Source organism: Aeribacillus sp. FSL K6-2833 (genome assembly GCF_037965815.1).
GTDB lineage: Bacteria > Bacillota > Bacilli > Bacillales > Aeribacillaceae > Aeribacillus > Aeribacillus composti.
Genome location: NZ_CP150189.1, coordinates 3618129 through 3640645, shown reverse-complemented (window position 1 = coordinate 3640645; position 22517 = coordinate 3618129). Strand labels below are relative to the sequence as shown.

Genomic DNA, 22517 nt, shown 5'->3' with positions numbered 1-22517 from the left:
ATGGATGGAAGTCGTTTATATTAACAATTCCAAAGTATTAGCGGAATGCAAGCCCGAGCCGTGTGTCATGGCAGTCGGCTTCTTTGATGGAGTGCATTTAGGACATAAGAAAATCATTGAAAAAGCGAAAGAAATCGCGCAAGTAAAAAAACTAACATTTGCCGTGATGACGTTTTTTCCACATCCAAGTCAAGTCATTGAAACGGATAGAAAAGTTATCTCCTATCTGTCGCCGCTTCCTTCCAAAATGGAAATCTTTTCACAATTAGGGGTAGAGAAACTGTATATTGTAAAATTCGATAAAAATTTTTCTGAATTATCCGATCAAGACTTTGTGAATCAATACTTAAAAGGCTTGATGTGCAAACATGTCGTTGCCGGCTTCGACTTTACGTATGGTTTTAAAGGAAAAGGGAATATGGAGAAGCTGAAAAACGTTGGAACGGGATTTTTTGATGTGACGACTATTCCGAAAATCCAATATAAACAAGAAAAAATAAGCTCCTCCATGATTCGGAAGCTGCTAGAGTCAGGCCTTGTAAATGAAATACCTCATTATCTTGGGGATTATTATCGTGTTTCATGTTTAGTCAAATCGATGGAACGAGGGGATGCTGACAACAATTTTATTTTTAAAGCGCAAATCGATCATGATTATTTCCTGCCTAAACCGGGAATTTATAAAATCCAAATAGAATTCAATGAGACATTTTACAACGGTTTATGCCATATAACGAACAAAACATTAAAACCTTACTTATTTGAGGGTGTTATTGACGGATTGGATAGAATAGCAGAAAAAAATAATGTCCAATTGAGGTTCATAGAACAATTGCTTGATCGACCAGTTGCTGCTGCTTATGATCTTTTTAGCCGAACAGTCATATAATAATTTATAGTTGAAATCATATATGATTATATATATAATAAAAATAAATTAATGAGATTTGAAATATTCAGATAATAATCATTTTGTTCAGGAGGTTGCTTATATATGTCTTATAACGAAATAAAGCAAAGATTAAGAGGATCGATTGCTCCTGTTGTTACTCCATTTGATGCGGAAGGCAATATTGATTTTGAAACGATGAAAAATTTAATCAACTGGCAAATTGAAAGCGGCAGCCATGGGATTTCAGTGACAGGAACTTCTGGCGAACCCAGTTCATTAACAACGGAGGAACGCAAGCAGGTAATGGAGCTGGCGAAAAAAACAGTGAATGGCCGAGTCCCGTTTGTTCCGGCAACAGGATCGACTAATCATGATGAAACACTTGAACTAACGAAATTTGCACAAGAAATTGGCGCAGATGCTGCGATGGTCATTGTTCCGTATTATAATAGGCCGTCCCAGCATGCGTTGTATAAGCATTTTAAAGCAGTAGCTGATTCTGTAGATATTCCGATCATTATCTACAACATCCCAGGGAGAACAGCTGTAAATTTAGAGGTCAAAACAATGGCTCGTTTAGTGGAGGATTGCCCGAACATTATCGGTGCAAAAGAATCCAATAAAGATTTTGAGCATGTGAATCGGGTGCTGCTTCATTGCGGAAGAGATTTTTTACTATTTTCGGGAATCGAGCTTTTATGCTATCCAATGCTAGCAATCGGGGGAGCAGGTTCTATTAGTGCAACGGCTAATGTGGAACCGGCAAAAGTTGCGGAATTGCATGATGCTTGGTTTGAAGGCGATATAAAGAGAGCTCAGGACCTCCATTTCGAGTTAATGGAATTAAACGATATTTTATTTGCCGAGACAAATCCGGGACCTGTAAAGGCGGCGCTTGGAATGATGGGAAAAATCACGCCGAAATTAAGATTGCCTCTTGATTTGCCTGCGGAGGAGCTTCAAGAAAGAATTCGGCAAACGCTGCAAAAATATGGTCTTTTAGAGAAAGTAAAAAATTAAGGCAAGCTAAAAAGGGCTGATGTATTGCGCCTGCTAAGGAGTGAATTGGATGGGCAATGCAGTAGTGAAAATTTTTGGAATGCCAAATATAACGGAAGCCGAAGTGGATCCAGAAAACAATTCAATTTTTTTAAATGGAACTCAATATCACGTCAATCAGCTTTCTTGGGAGCCTCCGGTTTCAGGTACGATTTACGGTGTCCTTTTGAATTATCAAGGCGCCTTTCATCGATATCGTGAGCAAATGGCACATTCACCATATAACGAACCACCGAAAGCGCCAATTTTATATATAAAACCGATTAACACATTAAGTGGCTACAGGAGCCCCATACCATTGCCTGAGGATGCAGACGAATTAGAAGTAGGGGCAGCACTCGGCGTGGTCATTGGGCGTACTGCCACTAAAGTAAAGGAAGAAGAAGCCTTTCAATATGTTGCTGGATATACAGTTGTGAATGATGTAGCAATTCCACACGAAAACATTTATCGTCCGGCGATAAGGGAGCGGGCAAGAGATGGATTTAATCCGGTTGGTCCGTGGATCATCAAAAAGGAATCGATAGATGATCCTGATTCATTGGACATTCGCGTTTTTATCAATGGAAAGCTTGCGCAAAAAAATAACACGAAAAATTTCATCCGGCCAGTTGCTCGGCTGCTGGCTGATATAACAGAATTTATGACGCTTTATCCAGGAGATGTGCTGCTGACAGGTGTTCCTGAGCAAGCGCCTTTAGTAAAGGCAGGAGACCATGTTCGCATAGAAATTGAAGGTGTAGGCAGTCTAGAAAATACAATTGTTCATGAAGCGGATTATGTGAAGGGGGCTGTGCGATGAAACGAGCTAGAGTTGCTATGAACGGCACCATTTATGAAGCAATTGAAGATAACGGCTTCCTTCAACTGAATGATCATCGTAAAGTGACAGAAAAGGACGTAGTCTGGCTTCCGCCTGTAAGCCCGCGGACTGTTTTTGCATTAGGTTTGAATTATGCAGATCATGCTAAAGAGCTGTCATTTCATGCACCAACTGAACCGCTTGTGTTTCTAAAGGGACCGAATACGATTGTTGGGCATCGATCTGAAACGAAACGTCCTCCTGATGTAGATTTTATGCACTATGAATGTGAACTGGCAGTGGTAATCGGAAAAATGGCGCGTAATGTCAAGGCTAGTGAAGCGTATGAATACGTCTTAGGATATACGGTTGCAAATGACTACGCTGTCAGGGATTATTTAGAGAACTATTACCGGCCGAATTTGCGCGTGAAAAATCGCGATGCATTCACCCCGATAGGCCCTTGGCTTGTCGATAAAGAAGATATACCAGATCCGATGAACTTGGTCCTTCGTACTTACGTTAATGGAGCGTTAGTGCAGGAAGGAAATACAAAAGATATGATTTTTACAATCCCTATGTTAATCGAGTATTTAACTAGCTTTATGACCTTAAATTACGGGGACATAATTCTCACAGGAACACCTAAAGGAGCGGTCAATGTTAATGTTGGCGATGAAGTGATTACAGAAATAGAAGGGATTGGACGTTTAATTAATCGAATTATATGAAGCTGTCATTCAGAATCTTTTCTCCGTCACCAACACTTTAAAGGAGAGCTGACGTTATGCCGCATTTTATTTTAGAATATACCGACAATATCAAAAAAGAGGCAAAAATTCCAGAGCTGCTGAAAAAAGTTAATGATGTGCTAATTTCCAAAAGCGATATATTTCCAATTGGAGGCGTGAGATCTAGAGCCATTGAATTGAAAGATTATTGTGTTGCTGACGGCTCTGAGGATGATGCCTTTGTCCACGGTACGCTAAAGATTGGCGCTGGGCGTACTGAAGAGGATAAAAAAGCAGTTTGTGATGAGATCTTTGCAGTGATGAAAGATCATTTTTCGATCCTTTTCAAAAGGAGATATCTTGCATTGTCTTTAGAACTATATGAATTTAGTGAATTTGGAACGTACAAATATAATAACATTCATCAGCGCTACAAAAATTAATTGCATACTTGGAGGAATCGAAATGACCACATATAAAGTTGGGAAAGTTCTTCATTATATCAATGGCAAGTTTGTAGAGGGAGTTGCAGGGAAAAGCTTTGAGAATATTAATCCCTTTAATAATGAAGTAATCAATGAGGTAGCGGAAGGATTTGCAGAAGATATTGACTTAGCAGTAAAAGCTGCCAAAAAAGCTTTTGCTGACGGCCCTTGGGGAACAATGTCGGTAGATGAAAGAATGAAGTATATTTTACGAATTGCTGCATTAATTGAAGAAAATGCGGAAGAAATTGCTTATTTGGAATCTCTAGATACAGGATTGCCAATCAGTCAAACGAAAAAGCAAGCATCCCGTGCAGCTGAAAACTTTCGATTTTATGCACAAATGGTAAAAAGCCGCATGGTAGGAGAAGCGTATAAAGTAGACGGAGATTTTATTAATTATACTATTTACAAGCCAATTGGGGTGGCAGGTTTAATTACGCCATGGAACACTCCGTTCATGCTGGAAACATGGAAAGTGGCTCCGGCGTTGGCAACAGGCAATACGGTTGTCCTAAAACCTGCTGAATGGTCGCCGCTGACTGCTAACAAGCTGGCTGAAATTATTCATGAAGCGGGACTGCCAGAGGGAGTTTTTAATATCGTTCACGGCTTTGGGGAAACAGCTGGCGCGTCCCTCGTGAGACATTCTGATGTCCGGCTTATTTCCTTTACGGGCGAGACGACAACAGGTGCCGAAATAATAAAAAATAGCGCAGATACGTTGAAAAAAACCTCTATGGAGCTAGGAGGAAAATCTCCTGCAATTATCTTTGCCGATGCTGATTTGGAAAAAGCCTTGGATGCTGTCGTTTGGGGAGTATTTTCTCTTAACGGGGAGCGCTGTACAGCCAATTCGCGGTTGTTTTTGGAAAAATCGATTTATGATTCCTTTGTTGAACGGCTGAAAGAGCGTGTGCAAAATATTTCGGTAGGGGATCCATTGGATTCTTCAACAGAACTAGGGCCGCTAATTCACAAAAAACATTGGGAAACCGTTTTAAATTACATTGAAATAGCTAAAAAAGAAGGGGCAGAAGTGTTTTCAGGGAACGTTCCGCAATCATTGAAAAACGGCAACTTTGTTCCACCGACACTTCTTCTGAATTGCCATAACGGTATGAAAGTTGCTCAAGAGGAAATATTCGGACCTGTCATGGCAGTCATACCATTTGAGACTGAAGAAGAAGTCATAAAAATGGCTAATGATGTAAAATATGGGCTGGCTGCTTATGTATGGACAAACAACTTGAAGCGCGGACACCGAATTGTCCAATCGATTGAAAGCGGAATGGCTTGGGTAAACTCACAAAACGTCAGGGATTTAAGAATCCCGTTTGGCGGAACGAAATATAGCGGTATTGGCCGAGAGGGCGGACATTATAGTTTTGATTTTTATACAGAGATTCAAGTAATTCATGTGGCGATTGGAGATCATCACATTCCTCAGTTTGGTAAATCAAAAAAAGCCGAAACGATTTCGGCTCAGCAATAATAGAAAGCTAACTCGTTTTGCTTGTTAGTATATATTCTTTAATATATGATATAAGTATGGAACAGAAGGTAAAAAATAAAACACAAATTGCATATGATTATATTCTTTCACGAATTGAAAATGGTGCTTACGGGCCTGGATATCGAATAGTAATCGATCAAATTGCAAAAGAGCTGAATTTAAGCAGCATCCCTGTCAGAGAAGCGATCCGCCAATTGGAAGCAGAAGGCTTAATTCAATATAAGCCGTATAGCGGAGCAGTTGTAAGCAATATCAACGAAAAAGAGTATTTGCAAACCATTTCGGTTTTGGCGGTGCTAGAAGGCTACGCGACTGTTTTAAGTTCTAATATTATAAAGGAGGAGACGATCAAAAAATTAGAAGAATTAAACGAAAAGATGAAACAGTCGCTGCAAGATTTTGAATTAGAGCAATTCAGTGAATTAAATTATCAGTTCCACACCTTAATATATGAAAACTGCGGCAATAACTTTTTAGAGGAGCAGATTAAGCAAATTTGGCAGAGGATGAAGCGGATACGGACTTATGGTTTCACACTCGTTCCGAAGCGCTCTAAAGAGTCCATTAAAGAGCACGAAGAAATTATTCGATTGCTTCGAGAAAAGGCTCCGCCCAACCAAATTGAGGAATTTGTCCGCCAACACAAATTAAATACAGCAGAAGCATTCAGAAATCGGCAAAAATTTTCATAATAAAACAATTTCGAACAAATTCAACTGATCAAACTCAGTTGGATTTGTTCAAGGAAATTTTTTTGGCTAATATCATATATTATTTTATATATATTAATAGATAACAAGATCAAATTCTAAACCCTTGTTGTGAAGAAAATCAATAGATGAAGCTTCTTTCTCTACAAGTGGATTTTGAATGAGTAGAAAATGCTAGGAGGAAGAAAAGATAGAATTTTTTAAATATTTGAAACCATATCTTAAATCATATATAATATTATTGATGATTTGTTGGTCAAAGGAAAGGGGTGGTCCTCTGATTTCACTAATATGAAAGCGTTGTCACTAAGAAAGATAAAGCTTTTAAGGAATTTTGCCAAAAATAAAGGAGGGGGTTACGTTGAAAAAATTTGTTTCGTTGATCATTTTGATGTTATTTCTCTCTATGCTGGCAGCATGCGGAAATTCTGAAAGCGCCGGTGGAAAAAATAATGATTCCGGTGGTTCCGATGTCATTAAAATTGGTGCTATTTATTCAGCTTCGGGCGGCGGTGCTCCTTTAGGAAAATCACAGATGGAAACGGTAAAAATGCTGGTGGAGCAAGTAAATGAAAACGATGGAATAGATGGAAAGAAAATAGAGCTGATTGCCTATGATGATAAGTCCGATCAAAATGAAGCCGTGCTGTCTATGAAAAAATTAATTGAGCAGGATAAAGTATTGGCTGTTGTTGGGGGTACGCTAAGCGGAAATGCTTTAGCAATGGTGCCGCTTGCGGAAAAGTCAAAAACTCCATTCATTGCATCAGCTACAAGTAAACAAATTGTAAAACCTGATGATAATTCTTCACGGGACTGGATCTTCAAAACGACACAAAGTGATGATGTAGTAATTCCTAAAATTTTAGCCTATTTGAAAGAAAAAAATTTAACGAAAATTGCCTGGCTGAATGTTGCCAACCAATACGGCACAAGTGCTCATGAAGAATTTAATCGCCTGAAAGGTGAATACGGCATTGAAGCTGTTATTGAAGAGGAATTTGAAGCAACTGTTGATGATGCGAAAGCGATGCTGACTCGCGTAAAGAAATCAAATCCACAGGCAATTATCGTTTGGGGAACTGCTCAGGAGTCTTCAGTTATTACGAAAAATCTCCATCAATTAGGAATGAAACTTCCCATTATTGAAAGTCAGGGAATTGGTACTAAAGAGTTTATTGAGTTAACCGGAGAAGCAGCGGAAGGAGTTATTTTTCCTGCAGGGCGTTTAATTGTCGCTGAACAATTGCCGGATAATGATCCGCAAAAAGAAACACTTATTAAGTATAAAGAGGATTTTAAAGCAAAATTCAACTACGACGCAAATACGTTTGGAGGCCATACTTGGGACGCATTCTATTTATTAGTGAATGCAATTGAAAAAGCCGGAACTGACAAAGAAAAAATTAGAGAACAGCTCGAAAATACGAAAAATTTTGTTGGAATTTCCGGAATATTCAATTTTTCGAAAGATAATCATACTGGCCTTGATGAAAGCAGCTTAGTTATGGTTCAAATCAAAGACGGCAAATTTGTCATTGCAGAATAATGCTGTAAAGGGATCTTCAACGATTAAAAGTACGGGGAAGATCCCTAAAGACCAAAAATAGAAGGGAAGTGTGGGAATGGAACTGACCAGCCAATTTATTCAGTTAATTTTTTCTGGACTGACCATTGGAAGCATCTATGCACTGATTGCTATTGGATTTGTCATTATTTACAACATAACCGGCCTTTTAAATTTAGCACAAGGCGATTTTGCCATGCTGGGTGCACTTACTTGTATTTCGTTTGTCAATATGGGCTTTCCATTAATTATTGCAATAGCAGTAAGTGTTGTCATAGTCACGATTATCGGTGGTTTGTTCGAAAGGTTGGCAATTTATCCTGCAAGAAATTCATCAACCGCAACACTTCTTATTATTACGATAGGTGCAGCTTTTGTATTTCGGGGAATTAGCATTTTAATTTGGGGAACTCAGCCTTTGGCGCTGCGTCCTTTCTCTGGAAATCAGAATATCAATTTTTTGGATGCTACCATTCAGCCGCAAAGCTTATGGGCTATCGGCATTTCCTTATTAAGTTTAGCTGTCCTTTACTACTTTTTTAATAAAACCTACTTAGGAAAAGCGGTAACAGCTTGTGTTGTCAATCGTTTTGCAGCAAGGCTAATGGGAATCAGCCCCCAAAAAATGTCGTTTTGGGCAGTATCCATTAGTGCTGGTCTTGGAGCGCTCGCAGGAATAGTGATTGCCCCCATTTCGGGTGCTTCGTATGATATGGGAATCATGATTGGCTTAAAAGCATTTATTGCTGCAGTAATTGGAGGGTTGTCAAATGCACCTGCTGCTATTGCCGGAGCATTTTTAATCGGAATATTAGAATCTTTTACGGAAGGATATTTATCTTCAGGATATAAAGATGCCATTAGCTTCACTCTTCTTTTAATCGTATTATTCTTCATGCCAAATGGATTGTTCTCGAAAGTATCAGGAAAACGTGTTTAGAGGAGAGGAAAAAATGGATAACAATTTAACGAAAATATACAACAGGAGTTTGAAAGGTCCTCTTATCTTTTTTGTCGTTATTATGCTTCTTCCTTTTATTTTTCAATCAAATAATTATATTTTAAGTACTTTCATTATGATCGGTTTTTACTCATTGGTTACGACTGGACTGACGCTATTAATCGGATATGCAGGGCAAATTTCCCTCGGGCATGCAGCTTTTTACGGTATTGGTGCCTATACCTCTGCATATTTTACGGCTACATTGCAGATGCCTTCCTGGATAGGAATTTTAGTTGGGGCGATTATTGCATCACTCGTTTCTTTAATCATTGGTATTCCAGTATTTAAACTAAAAGGGCATTATTTAGCCTTAGCCACTCTTGGATTTGGAGTGATCATATTTACATTTTTTAAAGAGTGGAAAACAATAACTGGAGGATTAAACGGGTTTTTTGGCATACCTCCTTTAAGCTTATTCGGCATTTCATTTTCAACAGATTTTCAATTTTACTTCTTAATTTGGATCTTTGTCTTTTTAGGAATTTTCTTTGCGCGCAATATTGTTCAATCAAGAGTCGGAAGAGCTTTAATGTCTATCCATGGCAGCGAAATTGCTTCGGAAGCAATTGGTATAAATATTAATAAATATAAATTGCAAATTTTTGTATTAAGCGCCGTTTATGCTTCAATTGCTGGAAGCTTATACGCACACTATGTCACCTTTATAAATCCTCAATTGTTTGAAATGATGACATCTATCTACTTTTTAATAATGGTTGTCATCGGTGGGATAGGGAATATTTGGGGCGGATTGATCGGAGCAGCGATATATGTATTTTTAGGAGAATTGTTGAAAGATATTGTACCGAAAATTATTCCCAATGCTAGCGGGGAATTCGAAATTGTATTTTTCGGCGTGCTGCTTGTAGTTATTTTAATATACATGCCAAATGGAATTTCAAAAGCGATCTTTCATTTTATCAAAAGAATCACTTCAAACTTTAAAAATAAACCAGTTTCAGCATTTTCAAAGAAGTCAACGGGAAGTGATATTCATGACTGAGGAAACATTATTAAAAGTCGAAAATCTTTCAAAATCATTCGGCGGTGTAAATGCCGTTGAAAATGTTTCGTTTGAAGTGAAAAAAGGGGAAATTGTTGCTGTAATAGGTCCAAATGGCGCCGGCAAAACAACCCTTTTTAATTTAGTGACAGGTGTCATCCCTGCAACAAGTGGAAAAATAACCTTTAAAGGCGTTTCCATCATCGGGAAAAGACCTTATCAAATTGCAAGTCTAGGGATGACAAGAACATTTCAAAATTTGCAAGTATTTAATAATATGACCGTCATCGAAAATGTGATGACAGGAAGCCATATAAGATTAAAAACTGGAATTTTAAGCTCAGGCCTGCGATTGCCGAACGTTTATAAAGAAGAAAAAGAGGTAATGCAAAAAGCATTGCAATGCCTTGAACAGGTCGGTATTGCTGATTTAGCTTTTGAACGAGCTGAAACATTGCCTTATGGAAATCAAAGATTATTAGAGATTGCCAGGGCAGTAGCTGCAGAGCCTTCATTTATTTTACTGGATGAACCGATGGCCGGGCTGAATCCGCAGGAATCCCGCAATCTAGTGAATGTACTGAAAAATATGAGAAAACAAGGGATGACATTTTTATTTGTTGAACATGATATGGAAACGGTGATGTCGATTGCAGATAAAATTGTAGTTCTTGACTATGGGAAAAAAATTGCGGAAGGAACGCCTGAAGAAATTTCAAGCAATCCTAAAGTTATTGCAGCCTATTTGGGAGAGGAGGAAGCAATCTAATGTTAGTAGTAGACAACCTTCATACGTACCACGGATATTTGCACGTTTTGAAAGGGATTCACTTTGAAATAAAACAAGGCGAAATCTTTGCGATGGTAGGGTCAAATGGCGCCGGGAAAAGCACCCTTCTTGGAACAATAGCAGGCATTTATAAACCGAGATCAGGAACCATTGTATTTGAAAATGAAGAAATTTCTTATGGTAAAGTAGAAAAGATCGTTGAAAAAGGCATTTGTCTTGTCCCGGAAAGAAGACAAATTTTTGATGATCTTTCTGTTAAGGATAATTTGCTGTTAGGATCTTATCACCGATATAAAAATGACAAAAAAAGTGTTATGGAGGATTTCGAGCAAGTTCTAGACTTTTTCCCTAAATTAAAAACAATGTTGGATCGACCGGGCGGATTGTTGAGCGGCGGCGAGCAGCAAATGGTTGCCATAGGCCGCGGGCTGATGGCGAAGCCAAAACTAATGATGCTGGATGAACCGTCTTTAGGATTGGCTCCGCTTATTGTCAAAGACATTATGAATATTTTAAAGCAAATGAAAAAAACATTTGGAACGACCATTTTGTTAATTGAACAAAACGTCAAAGCAGCTTTGCAAATTGCAGATCACGCTTGTGTATTGGATCGCGGAGAAATTGTCATTCAAGGAAAAGCGAGCGATTTGCTGGAAGATGAAAAAATAAAAGATACGTATTTAGGTATAAGCAAAAAAGAAAGACTAAAGCTTTAGTATAAACAACAGGTCTGTACTAACCTAACTTGCCCAAAAGCCGGGAGTTTGGCGGCATAGTATTCCGAATATTCCAATAACCAAAGGAGGAAGGGAACGGATATGAGAACGATAGATTGGAAGGAAGTTGAGAAAAATATAGAAAACGGCCGATTTCCTCAATGGTTAGTTACAGATCCGGAAATATACGAACTAGAAAAAGAAAGAATTTTCGGCAGAACATGGCAGTTTCTGGCGCACGAATCGGAATTAAAAGAACCAGGAAGCTTTGTTACGAGGATGATGGTCGATGACCCGATTATTTTAGTGAAAAATAAAAATGGAGAAATCAACGCATTTTTGAACTCTTGTTCTCATAGGGGTGTTCGTTTGTGTACAGAAGATTATGGAAATAAAAAAGCATTTTCATGCCCTTATCATGGCTGGACTTATAATTTAAACGGTGAACTGATCGGGGTTGTTGCAGGGAATAAAGTATTTGGGGAATCGATGGATAAAAGCGAGTGGGGACTGCGCCCAGTTCCTCGTGTTGAAAGCTATCAAGGAATGATTTTTGGAAATCTTGATCCTGACGCTATGTCTTTAGAAGATTATTTAGGCGAAATGAAATGGTATTTTGATATAATGCTTGGCCGGAGCGACGGAGGGATGGAAGTGAGGGGAGTCCCTCAACGATGGGTGGCAAAAGCAAATTGGAAAATGACAAGTGAAAATTTCGCGGCAGATCCTTACCATGTTCAAACGACTCATAGATCCGCCGTGGAATTGAAGCTTACACCGAGCGATCCTTTGTATGCATCATATGGACATCAAGTTGTTTTGTCAAACGGACATGGAATTAATGTAATTACATCTGCTACTGGAAGATCGAATAACATATACCAAGGTATGCCTGAATCGATGTGGTCGATGTTTGAGAAAAATTTAAATAAAGAACAATTGGACATTTTTTCTAGAGTTCAAAATTTTGTTGGCGGAGTTTTTCCAAATCTATCATTCTTAAGCTCTTGCAGCGGAACAGAAGGAACAAAGTATAATCATCTTCAATTTAGAGTATGGCGGCCGTTAGGGCCCGATCAAGTTGAAATTTGGATTTGGTATATGATTGATAAGGCGCTGCCGGAAGATTATAAGGAAAAATCGTACAAAGGCTTTATTGCAACGTTTGGCGCGGCAGGTACTCTTGAACAGGATGATACGGAAAATTGGGCTCGCATTGTTGAGGCCAGCCAAGGGTTAATGGCAAGAGATCGAAATCTCAGCTACAACAATATGCTCAACTACTTAATGGGATTAGATTACTTAGATCCGGATGAGAATTTTCCGGGACCGGGAAAAGCGTACCCAACTTGCTATACAGATCATATTGCAAGAAGTATGCATAAATACTGGCTGGAGCTGATTACGAAAGAGCCAGAGGTGAAATCTCATGAATAGTGATATTCAATATGAAATTTCTCAATTTTTATATTATGAGGCCTATTTGCTTGACCACCGAAAATATCGGGAATGGCTTGAATTGCTTGATGATGATATTCAATACACGATGCCCCTGCGGGTAACTGTTGATAACAAAATGGGAAGCAATTTGAATACTGAAATGACTTATTTTGCAGATTCGAAAAAGGACATAGAGATAAAGGTCGAAAGACTTTATACGAAATCAGCCTGGGTTGAAAACCCGCCTACAAGGCAGAGGCATTTTATAAGCAATGTGGTCGTTGAGCCTTGCTTTAGCTCTAATGATTATAAGGTTAGAAGTTATTTTCTATTTAAGCGTAGCCGAAGTTCAGAAGCAAAAACCGAGGAATTGTTCGGAGAAAGAGAAGATATTATTCGAAAAGTGAATGGAAAATGGAAAATAGCAAAACGAACTGTGTATCCAGATCAGTCCGTATTATCAGTCATGAATGTTAGTATGTTTTTATAAAAAACGTGTATGTGCCAATATATTTTTTTTGCCCATTTCCCGAATTATCAACATATTTAGGCTGTTTGCTGCTTGATTTCTGTGCAGAAGAAAATGATTGGAAAGGATTTATGAAGCTTCTATATTTTCTGTAAAGGCGGAAATAGCTTAAAGGAAATGATAGATTTGCTGATATTCCAATCGTTTAGTTTATGATTCGAAATGTTTAACGGCTTTTTTTGCTTTGATTACATTGGGCATAAATTTGACAGCTTGCCATGTTTAGATGCATAAAACGCGAGAGAGTTATATTAGCTCCCTCGCATCGGGCATTCATTCATGATGTACTAGACTTAAAAAATGAATGATCGTGTGTTCGTCTTCATGAAAGCTCATTTTATCATTTGCCTTCCAGCTGTTGTTTTATAACTTCCAGCGTCCAATATTTCGGCGGTTTTTCTGCTTCTAATTTTGCCAAGCATTCCCGGTGGATTTCGGCAACTCGTTCTGGTGTGATGATGTCAGCAGGATCCACTTCTACAATTTTTACTGTACTTTTATCTTCGTAAAGATGCTCTCCCTTAAGTCTCCCCGTTTCATCATACGGCCATAAAAATACTTGACGGCTTGAGTAATGATAAATTTTGTCCGGATCATCTACTTCAAATCCTAAATCAAGCAATCCTTGGCCTTTAATTAATTGGTGGAAAGTCAGTTCATCTGCAATTCCCCAATCAGCCACAGCTAGCAAGTCATCAGAATGCCAAAGTACTGATTTTGATGCAATATGATAGAAGTTGAGGACTCCTTCTTTTCCTTCAATAACAGCAGGCTCGCTTCCCCAAGTAACACGATAAACGGGGTGATCGACCATCATATCGGAAGAAACAATTTCATTGAACATGCCGGCGCCTTCCAGATGAACGTGTCGGCGGAAGTTTTCAAGAATCGCAATATGCAGTGGATTGGTTGTTTTAGCCAGCAATTCTTCAACGGGTTTCATGCAATTATAAATTTGTTCTTCAAATTTATTCATATTATTCTCCCCCTCTTTTTGTTAACGCTTACATTTTTAACAGAATCAATTCTGTTCATTACTGATATCTTATATAAAATTTCCTGAAAATTTATTAAATATTATGATAATTTTGATAAAAAATGCTAATAGTTTGTGGTGAGGGGGACGGAAATGGGGGAAGTTTTAGACTCCAACGAAATGATGAAATTTTTGCCTGAATCTGGGCAATCTTAAATACTTTGCGAAATCATTTAATTTCAGCTTTAGGTCTCGACAGAGCTAAAGGTTTTTTATTACGGTATGGCTGGGATTGCGGCAATAATTTTTCAAATCATTTAAGAAGGAAAGATGCTTATCATACGCTGACATTGAAAGAACTGTTTATCGCTGGTTCGCATATGCACGGCATAACGGCTGATTTAGGCATTTCAGTTAAAGAGCTGCATATCGACCCTGTAACAAAAGATTATTATTCAGAAGGCTATTGGAAGCATTCACAAGAAGCTGAACACCATATTGCCACCTTTGGATTATCTTCTGATCCAGTATGTTTTACACTAATAGGATTTGCAGGCGGATATGTGAGCAATCAGTTGGGTAGAAAAGTAATTTTTAAAGAAGTTGAGTGTGAAGGAAAGGGTGATCCGCATTGTCATTGGATTGCCAAACCGGTTTTAGGATTGGGGAGAAGAAATCGAAAAAGAGCTGCCTTATTATGAAGAGGAAAATTTAGGACAAGAGCTAGACAAAGCTTTTATAAGGATAGAAAGGCAGAAAGAAATGTTTAAGAAAGCTCTTATGATTATTGAAAAGTTGACAAATTCGCTATTAAATGGGTGTGGACTAAAGGGGATATTGAACACTTTAGCGGTTGAGATGAATTGTGCTCTTCTGCTGGAAAACTCTCACCGTCAGTTGATTGAAGCGAGCGATTCGCTTCGAAAAATTTATTTAAACAGCGCTGATTATGTGAGGGAGAAAGTGGAAACAGTAGATATAAAAGAAAAATGTAATACGAATCGGATAAAAGTTTCTTCAGCAAAAGGCTATACATTTGAAAAATTAATATCTCCTGTTTTTGTAAGAAACAATATTTTTGGTTATGTTTCACTAATTCGTGAATCAGAAGGCTTTTCGGAATTGGACTATATCGTCATTAAAAAGGCGGCATCCATTTGTGTTATGCAAATAATAAATGAAACTTCTGCGTTTGAAAACGAACAACGAATTAAAAAGAGAATTGCTGAACGCCGTTTTTAGGGGGGGAATTTTCAGAAGAGGAGCTTACTTACCGATTAAAATTAATGGGATACAATCTTAATCAACCGCAATATGTGTTTTTGTTTCATCTGGACAGCAGCCAAGAGTTTAATCGAAAAGAGCTTGAAGATTCGCTTAATCATTATAAAACTGCAGCAGCTGAAAGCTTAAATAAATTGATCAAGCAGCAAGGTTTAGCATGCATAATGACAACAAAAGTCAATTAGCTGATTGCTGTTATTCCTGAAGATTTTATCCGTCAATTTTCATCTGAAGTTTCATGCGGGCAATGGCTAATTGATCAGATTTTCTCCGAGATTAAACCTTTTGAAATGAAATTGGGGATCAGCAGTTTATGTCAGCAAGCATCAGATTTGAAAAAAGGATTAAAAGAAGCAGAAAAAACAATTAAGATTATGAAGTTTTCTAAAAGCAATGCGAAAGTCAAAGCATTTAAGGAGTTTTTAGCGGTTGCGGAGTTAATATGCTCTGAAAATTTACCGGAAATGGAAGCCTTTGCACATACAATGCTTCAAAAAATAAAAAACTACGATGACAAGCATGCTCAGATTTATTAGAAACGCTTTATTGGTATGTTGAAAATAACGGACATCTATATAAAACAGCCGAAAGAATGCATGTTTCATTAGGGTCTGTTCGTTACCGACTGAAGAGGATGCAAGAAATTGGCGGGTTTGATTTATCGTCGAGCCAAGGCTTCTTTGATGTTCATGCTGCGGTCAATATTTATCTTTTCTTAGGGCTCATTGAAGTCAAAATGAAATAAAGCGCAAGTTTTATAATCATGACAATTTGTCCAATAAACTCTACTCCCTCTTGCACGCTCAGGCTGCTTCAGAGGATTTTCATCAGAAAATACAATCCATTCAGGAAATTTACAAAAATAATTATCCGATTTTTTAAGTGAACGCTATTTTAAAAATTTTACAATGGGTTTATTGTGCTAGGAACGTTTTTTTCTACACGGTGGAGAAAATAAACCCCAATACTTTTTAAATGGGGGAATTTACCCCCTTCTTCCGCAAATTTCTTCAATAAATTACAAATCTTTACATTATTCGTAAGAGTATGGTACTATTAATACTACTAAAACTCGTAAAAAATGGGGTTACTGAAAAATGAATAAAATGAATATTCTATCTATTAAAATAGAAAATGAACGAGCATATATGATTTCATTGGCTGAGAAATATGGATATACATCTGAGGTTGTGTTAAAAATCAGCCAGGAACTTGATAAGCTGATTCATCAATACCAAATCGAGCTCTTAAAAAAAACGAAGTGAACTTGGCAGTATATTGATAAAATGATCTCCCATCTTGAATCAAAATGGTATCTACCTTTCAGCTTTCAAATTGGGCAATCGTAAGAATGGCAGCTCTTTTGATTTTCCGACACATATTTTAGATTCCCGGAGTATACCGCTGTTCTTGTTCTATGAGCCCCAAGATAGAATATGAAAACATCATCTTTTCGTTTGTCAATTGGCTCTGCTTTTTTATTTGTAAAGGTTAAATCACAGCGCAGGAAGAAGGTTTAGAAGATGGATAAACAGGCCGTCAGGGAAAAAATATGGACTCAGCTTGAAAAAGAGAAGCTTGGACGCTTTCCGTTTCCGCTGAAAAATAGAATTCCAAATTTCAAAGGAGCTGAACAAGCTGCAAAAATTGTTGCTTCGATGCCTGAATATAAATCGGCAAACGTCGTAAAGGTGAACCCTGATGCTCCGCAGCTTCCAATTCGGACGAAAGTGCTAATTGATGGAAAGACTCTTCTTATGCCAACTCCAAGATTAAAATCCGGTTTTATCATGGTGAAGCCTGAATGGGTGCCAAAAGGAGAAGAGAGAAAAGCCGCCAGCTTGAAACATATGAATACGTTCGGAAGGGAGATCTCTCTCGATCAGCTGCCAACTATTGATTTCATCGTGGTTGGATCGGTTGCAGTCCATAGGGACGGGCGCAGAATTGGAAAAGGCGAAGGATATGCTGATCGCGAATATGCCATTATTCGGGAGCTTGGGCAGCCTTCTGTTCCTGTCGTCACGACTGTTCATAGCATTCAGCTGGTAGAAGACGATTTTCCTATTGATCCGTATGATTTGACGGTTGATTGGATTGCTACAGAAAAAGAATTGATCAAAACGAACACTCCTTATTCAAAGCCGGAAGGAATCATTTGGGAACAAGTAAGTGAAGAAGAGAAAGAACAAATGCCTGTTTTAAAAGAAATTTGGGCAATGCTATACAAGCGTTCTTAACGATCATTCCCTTGCATTTACTTTATTTAGCATGACGTCATCCCATTCATTTAGAAGCAGGAAAACTAGGAATACTCCGCATAAAGTTTGTGAAAATTCTCAATTTTCTACCCCTTATTCTTTTCTCAGAAGAAAACGTAACAATGTACAATAAATTTTAAACAGTTTGAAAACGAATCGTTTTTTTCTGCTATTAGGCAATTGTATAATAGAGTTAGAAGTGCAGATATGATGATTGGGAGGCCTATAAATGCAAGGGGAGACGATGCATCCAAAATTAGAAAAAATTGTCGAAAATGTTGAAAAAGTTATTGTAGGAAAGAGTGAACTGGTCATTTTAAGTTTGTCGGCATTGCTTGCTGGAGGGCATGTGCTTCTCGAAGATGTACCCGGAGTTGGAAAAACGATGATGGTGAAGGCATTGGCAAAGTCTGTTGGGGCTGATTTTAAAAGAATTCAGTTTACACCTGATTTACTGCCTTCAGACGTTACTGGAGTATCGATATATAATCCGAAAACGATTGAATTTGAATACCGACCAGGACCGATTATGGCTAATATTATTTTGGCCGATGAAATAAATCGAAGCTCACCAAAGACCCAATCCGCCTTGCTTGAAGGCATGGAGGAAGGGAGTGTCACCATTGATGGCGTGACAATGCCGCTTGAAAAACCTTTTTTCGTTATGGCGACACAAAATCCGGTTGAGTATGAAGGAACTTATCCGTTGCCGGAGGCTCAATTGGATCGATTTTTGCTAAAACTGAAAATGGGCTATCCTTCCGTTACAGAAGAAGTAGAAGTGTTGACAAGAGCCGAAAAAGGACAGCCGCTTGATGAACTAACGTCAGTCATCACCAAAGACGAACTAACGGCACTTCAGGAAGAAATCAAACAAGTATATGTAGATGATACGATTAAACATTATATTGTAGACATCGTAAATAAGACGCGGAACCATGATTCTGTCTATTTAGGAGTCAGTCCCCGTGGTTCTGTTGCACTTATGAAGGCATCTCAGGCGTATGCGTTTATTCATGCCCGAGATTATGTGATCCCCGATGATGTTCAATATTTATCCGTGCATGTCCTGCCCCATCGCATTATTTTGACATCTGAAGCGCGTTATGAAGGGAAAACAGCTGAACAAATCATTGAAGATATTCTTGCCGAAATCCCTGTGCCTGTAGTGAGGTCGCTGTGAAATCAATGAAAGGCTTGCTAAAAGGCACACGGCTGGCGTGGAACCTTGCTTTTTTAATATTGCTCGTGGCGGCTTCTTTTGCATATGCCATGTTTCAAGGAGGATTTGTCAGCTGGTTTTTATTGTATTCATTGCTGCCGTTTGTTGTTTATTCTGTTGCGTTGGCTCTTTATCCGCTGAAGAAGCTGCGAGTTCGGCGCAAATTAAATAAAACGGAATTTCAAGCAGGCGAACCGCTTGTTTGTACTATCGAAATTGAACAGCCGTTTCCCTTCCCTTTTTTCTTTGGAATCGTTGAGGATGTCCTTCCTGAAAAGCTGAAAAATTCGGGATCAGCGAAGATTGTATTGTTTCCTTGGTGGAAAAAACGTTTTTCATTCCAATATTCGTTATCTAATCTTCCGAGGGGATCCCATCATTTTGAAACAGTGCGATTTAAAACAGGAGATTTGTTTGGAATCATTGAAAGAGAAGGCATTTATTCGGCAAAAAATCACATGGTGGTCTATCCGCCATTTTTTGAGTTTCAGTACCGTCCCCAACAACTTTCACTTGAAAAGGATGCAGGTTTTGCAAGAACACGATATATAAAAGATGTTTCGATTGTTGCTGGGGTAAGGGAATATGAACCAGGAGACAAATTATCTTGGATAGACTGGAAGGCGACAGCGAGACGCCATTCGATCATGACAAAGGAATTTGAGCAGCTGAATAGCCAACAAATTGTTTGTTTCATCGATCGAACAAAGTCATCGTCATTTGAAGAGCTTATCTCATTTACAGCTTCGTTCTCTAAAGCAGTGCTCAAAAACGGTTCCAAGCTCGGGGTAGTTTCGGTTGGGAAAACGAAGAAAGTTTTTCCTATATCAAATCATGAGCATCATTGGAAGCATATCCTGTATCATTTGGCAGTGGCGGATTGCGACGGTGAGGACGAGTTTATCAACCAGCTTTTAGAGGAATTGAACAAATGGGGACAGCATTCATCTATCATGATTATGACAAGTCATTTACACCCTTCCTTGATTGACAAGCTTCTAGCGTTTCCGAAGCCGCGTCATGTCACCATTTGGCATGTGACAAAAGCGGTTGAAAAGCCGAGAAGAGATCAAGAACTAATAGATAAATTGCGGCGGCATTCGATAACTGTCCGCACTGTTGACGCCGGCATGTTCCGAGATGCAGCGCAAAGGGTGGGAAGCCGATAATGAAACAGCAAATCGTTAACTTTTGTTTATATTTGCTATCGTTTATTTTGCTGTGGGAATGGCTGCGGCCGCTTGAATATTCGACTGATTCTATCTATACCGTTATTTTCGTTATATTTATCGGAATTTCTCTCTTTTTTACTTTTATGCAGCTAAAATGGTATATCTCGTATCCAGTTAAATTATGTTATATTTTCTTTTTTATTCATCAGCTGTTTTACAACGGCTCTGTTTTTGAAATAGGATGGATATTAGAATTTATTCATGATCTTCGCTATAACTTAAACTTGATCACCGAAAGGTATTTCGGCGGAATGACTCCTCCATTCCGGACGTTTCTTTTCTTTGTATTATTGTGGCTGCTTGTCTATTTATTAAACTATTGGATTATTCAGAGAAAAAGAATTTTATTATTTTTAATTTTAACTATTACGTATGTGGCAGTATTAGATACGTTTTCGCCATATGATGCAACTTATGCGATTATACGGTTAGCGGTGGTTGGATTTTTCCTTTTAGGTCTTCTGTATTTTGAAAGGATGATTTTTACGGAGAAAATTCCGTTTAGGTCTATTTTGTATTGGAAATGGATTGTGCCGCTTTTGGCAATGATTGTTGTTTCCGCTGCGATCGGGTGGCTCGCTCCGAAAGCGGCCCCCCAATGGCCAGACCCTTTACCGTATTTTTCGAAGTATAAACAGGACGGAGAAGGGGAGCATTTGTCAAATTCGGTTGTCAAAAAAATCGGTTATGGTACTAATGATGAGCAATTGGGCGGTCCGTTCATTCCAAACGATGCACCTGCTTTTCGGGCGTATGTAGAAAGACAGCATTATTGGCGAGTTGAAACAAAAGATGTTTATACAGGAAAAGGCTGGATTACAAGCGACAGACAATTTTCCATTGCAAATGGATTTATCGGTCCGTATTTAAACTTGGCGAGTAGTCAGGTTCAAACGGAACAGCTTGTTTCGACTGTAGAAATTGAGCGCGAATATCCATATCAGCATATTATTTATCCGCTTGGATTGCAGGAAATTTCAAGTGATGCTGATCAATACCGCATCGATCATGTTACGGAGAATATATTCCCAATGTTTAATGAATCGGGGGAACGGCTTTCCAGTTATTCTTTGAAATATTCTTATCCCTTGTTTGAAATTGAAAAATTGCAGGCTGTTCACTCGAATGAAGGTGCTCCAAAAGAATTGGTTGAACGATATACGCAGCTTCCCGCAAGCCTTCCGGAACGCGTGAAAAATCTCGCTGTGGAGATTACAAAAGATAAAAACAACTTTTATGATAAAGCCAAGGCGGTTGAACAGTATTTTTTGAAAGAACCGTTTGTATATGAAACGAATGATGTGGCTGTCCCGGAATTGGATGAAGATTATGTCGATCAGTTTTTATTTGAAACGAAGAAAGGATATTGCGACAATTTTTCAACATCTATGGTTGTTCTTCTTCGGTCTGTCGGAATTCCGGCGCGCTGGGTAAAGGGATATACCCCAGGGCAGTTTGTGGAAACGACAAGCGAAGGATTGGAAGTGTATGAAGTAACTAGCAACAATGCCCATTCGTGGGTAGAGGTTTATTTTTCTGGAATTGGCTGGGTCCCTTTTGAACCGACGATCGGTTTTTCCAATCCGCAGGAATTTGCACATCAATCAAATGAAAATCAACAAGATTCATCCGCTGCCGAACAGGAACAAAGTCAGCCGCTTGAGGAAGAAAGTCAAGAACAAATCGATACGGATGATGCTAAGCAGCCAAAGGAATTCCCTTTTTCGCTATCACCAGCTGTTATTGTCTCCATCGGTTTCATCTTGTTTATAGCGGCATGTGTGTTAATACTTTTCAAAACGAGAAATAAATGGATGACCAGTTGGATGACTAGCTTCTATAAATGGAATCATGATGAAAAAGATTTTTTGAAAGCATACAGGCTTTTGCTTAAATCTCTGGAAAGATGTGGCTACAAACGGGAAAACGGGCAAACGTTAAGAGAATATGCAAAACAGATTGATCAAATGTTTGGAACAAATAGTATGTCGCAATTAACTTACATTTATGAGCGGGCGCTGTATCGGGGCGATGATCCAAGCAAGGAATGGGAGCAATCGAAAGAATTATGGGAAGATTTAATCAAAAAAACAACTTCTTGACCGGGTCTTGATCACTTGGTATGATAAGAAAAAATTCATAGCGGGAAGCTCCTTCGTATATCCTCGATAATATGGTTCGAGAGTCTCTACCGGGTTACCGTAAATAACCCGACTATGAAGGCAGAAGTTAGTAGATGTACTAGAATTCTGCCTTTTTTTCGGTAGAATTCTTTTTTTTGAAGTCAGATGTGAAACAA

24 protein-coding genes and 1 riboswitch are annotated in these 22517 nt (G+C 38.6%); of the genes, 23 read left to right on the top strand and 1 reads right to left on the bottom strand.

All coding sequences use genetic code 11. The features are described from left to right. The first annotated feature begins 4 nt into the window (after window positions 1-4). The 14 genes from NSQ94_RS17495 (at window position 5) to NSQ94_RS17430 (ending at window position 13204) form a co-directional block, all read left to right on the top strand. Complete coding sequence (locus NSQ94_RS17495; RefSeq protein ID WP_158640170.1) at window positions 5-889, top strand: FAD synthetase family protein; 885 nt, start codon at window positions 5-7, stop codon at window positions 887-889. A gap of 105 nt (window positions 890-994) precedes the next feature. Beyond that, the gene (hpaI, locus tag NSQ94_RS17490) at window positions 995-1912 is read left to right on the top strand and encodes a 2,4-dihydroxyhept-2-ene-1,7-dioic acid aldolase (RefSeq protein ID WP_130156668.1); all 918 of its coding nucleotides are present in this window, start codon (window positions 995-997) and stop codon (window positions 1910-1912) included. A 49-nt stretch (window positions 1913-1961) separates the two neighbouring features. Then, window positions 1962-2753, top strand: a complete 792-nt coding sequence (locus NSQ94_RS17485) for a fumarylacetoacetate hydrolase family protein (RefSeq protein ID WP_339193468.1) — start codon at window positions 1962-1964, stop codon at window positions 2751-2753. Then, window positions 2750-3484 (top strand): fumarylacetoacetate hydrolase family protein, encoded by a 735-nt coding sequence (locus NSQ94_RS17480; protein WP_066252144.1) that lies wholly within the window; start codon window positions 2750-2752, stop codon window positions 3482-3484. Before NSQ94_RS17485 ends, NSQ94_RS17480 begins: the two co-directional genes overlap by 4 nt. A gap of 56 nt (window positions 3485-3540) precedes the next feature. After that, window positions 3541-3927 (top strand): 5-carboxymethyl-2-hydroxymuconate Delta-isomerase, encoded by a 387-nt coding sequence (locus NSQ94_RS17475; RefSeq protein ID WP_063388848.1) that lies wholly within the window; start codon window positions 3541-3543, stop codon window positions 3925-3927. 22 nt (window positions 3928-3949) lie between these two features. After that, complete coding sequence (gene hpaE, locus NSQ94_RS17470; protein WP_339193466.1) at window positions 3950-5464, top strand: 5-carboxymethyl-2-hydroxymuconate semialdehyde dehydrogenase; 1515 nt, start codon at window positions 3950-3952, stop codon at window positions 5462-5464. A gap of 56 nt (window positions 5465-5520) precedes the next feature. Further along, the gene (locus tag NSQ94_RS17465) at window positions 5521-6177 is read left to right on the top strand and encodes a GntR family transcriptional regulator (protein ID WP_063388846.1); all 657 of its coding nucleotides are present in this window, start codon (window positions 5521-5523) and stop codon (window positions 6175-6177) included. Between the two features lie 379 nt (window positions 6178-6556). Further along, window positions 6557-7744, top strand: coding sequence for an ABC transporter substrate-binding protein (locus tag NSQ94_RS17460; RefSeq protein WP_066252139.1), 1188 nt, complete (start codon window positions 6557-6559; stop codon window positions 7742-7744). A 76-nt stretch (window positions 7745-7820) separates the two neighbouring features. After that, a complete protein-coding gene (locus tag NSQ94_RS17455; protein WP_063388844.1) occupies window positions 7821-8702 on the top strand; it encodes a branched-chain amino acid ABC transporter permease in 882 nt (293 codons plus the stop codon). 13 nt (window positions 8703-8715) lie between these two features. Further along, on the top strand, window positions 8716-9768 hold the full coding sequence (locus NSQ94_RS17450) for a branched-chain amino acid ABC transporter permease (RefSeq protein WP_144597425.1): 1053 nt from the start codon (window positions 8716-8718) through the stop codon (window positions 9766-9768). Then, on the top strand, window positions 9761-10537 hold the full coding sequence (locus NSQ94_RS17445) for an ABC transporter ATP-binding protein (RefSeq protein ID WP_144597427.1): 777 nt from the start codon (window positions 9761-9763) through the stop codon (window positions 10535-10537). The genes NSQ94_RS17450 and NSQ94_RS17445 overlap by 8 nt, the downstream gene beginning before the upstream one ends. Then, window positions 10537-11274: an ABC transporter ATP-binding protein gene (locus NSQ94_RS17440; RefSeq protein ID WP_066252126.1), complete on the top strand. Its 738-nt coding sequence runs from the start codon at window positions 10537-10539 to the stop codon at window positions 11272-11274. Before NSQ94_RS17445 ends, NSQ94_RS17440 begins: the two co-directional genes overlap by 1 nt. Window positions 11275-11376: 102 nt before the next feature. Further along, window positions 11377-12711: an aromatic ring-hydroxylating dioxygenase subunit alpha gene (locus NSQ94_RS17435; protein WP_144597429.1), complete on the top strand. Its 1335-nt coding sequence runs from the start codon at window positions 11377-11379 to the stop codon at window positions 12709-12711. Next, window positions 12704-13204, top strand: a complete 501-nt coding sequence (locus tag NSQ94_RS17430; RefSeq protein ID WP_144597431.1) for a 3-phenylpropionate/cinnamic acid dioxygenase subunit beta — start codon at window positions 12704-12706, stop codon at window positions 13202-13204. The genes NSQ94_RS17435 and NSQ94_RS17430 overlap by 8 nt, the downstream gene beginning before the upstream one ends. A 379-nt stretch (window positions 13205-13583) precedes the next feature. Here the strand turns inward: NSQ94_RS17430 and NSQ94_RS17425 are convergent, their stop codons facing one another. Beyond that, window positions 13584-14219 carry a hypothetical protein gene (locus tag NSQ94_RS17425; RefSeq protein ID WP_094244352.1) on the bottom strand — a complete coding sequence of 212 codons (636 nt, stop codon included), beginning with the start codon at window positions 14217-14219 and terminating at the stop codon, window positions 13584-13586. 221 nt (window positions 14220-14440) lie between these two features. On the opposite strand from NSQ94_RS17425, the gene NSQ94_RS17420 reads away from it, so the two are divergent. The 9 genes from NSQ94_RS17420 (at window position 14441) to NSQ94_RS17380 (ending at window position 22320) form a co-directional block, all read left to right on the top strand. Next, entirely contained in the window at window positions 14441-14920 is a 480-nt protein-coding gene (locus tag NSQ94_RS17420; RefSeq protein ID WP_144597435.1) for a V4R domain-containing protein, read from the top strand. Between the two features lie 61 nt (window positions 14921-14981). Continuing rightward, entirely contained in the window at window positions 14982-15461 is a 480-nt protein-coding gene (locus tag NSQ94_RS17415) for a hypothetical protein (RefSeq protein ID WP_144597436.1), read from the top strand. A 44-nt stretch (window positions 15462-15505) separates the two neighbouring features. Beyond that, on the top strand, window positions 15506-15688 hold the full coding sequence (locus tag NSQ94_RS17410; RefSeq protein ID WP_144597438.1) for a hypothetical protein: 183 nt from the start codon (window positions 15506-15508) through the stop codon (window positions 15686-15688). A 147-nt stretch (window positions 15689-15835) separates the two neighbouring features. Then, entirely contained in the window at window positions 15836-16039 is a 204-nt protein-coding gene (locus NSQ94_RS17405) for a hypothetical protein (protein WP_144597440.1), read from the top strand. 561 nt (window positions 16040-16600) lie between these two features. Then, complete coding sequence (locus tag NSQ94_RS17400; protein WP_082829641.1) at window positions 16601-16768, top strand: aspartyl-phosphate phosphatase Spo0E family protein; 168 nt, start codon at window positions 16601-16603, stop codon at window positions 16766-16768. A 258-nt stretch (window positions 16769-17026) separates the two neighbouring features. Continuing rightward, window positions 17027-17743 carry a 5-formyltetrahydrofolate cyclo-ligase gene (locus NSQ94_RS17395; RefSeq protein ID WP_144597442.1) on the top strand — a complete coding sequence of 239 codons (717 nt, stop codon included), beginning with the start codon at window positions 17027-17029 and terminating at the stop codon, window positions 17741-17743. A gap of 250 nt (window positions 17744-17993) precedes the next feature. Further along, window positions 17994-18947, top strand: a complete 954-nt coding sequence (locus tag NSQ94_RS17390; RefSeq protein WP_063388834.1) for a MoxR family ATPase — start codon at window positions 17994-17996, stop codon at window positions 18945-18947. A 5-nt stretch (window positions 18948-18952) separates the two neighbouring features. Next, complete coding sequence (locus NSQ94_RS17385) at window positions 18953-20155, top strand: DUF58 domain-containing protein (protein ID WP_339230764.1); 1203 nt, start codon at window positions 18953-18955, stop codon at window positions 20153-20155. Then, window positions 20155-22320, top strand: a complete 2166-nt coding sequence (locus NSQ94_RS17380; RefSeq protein ID WP_339193461.1) for a DUF4129 domain-containing transglutaminase family protein — start codon at window positions 20155-20157, stop codon at window positions 22318-22320. The genes NSQ94_RS17385 and NSQ94_RS17380 overlap by 1 nt, the downstream gene beginning before the upstream one ends. A 33-nt stretch (window positions 22321-22353) precedes the next feature. Further along, a riboswitch (purine riboswitch) is annotated at window positions 22354-22455 on the top strand. Window positions 22456-22517 lie beyond the last annotated feature (62 nt).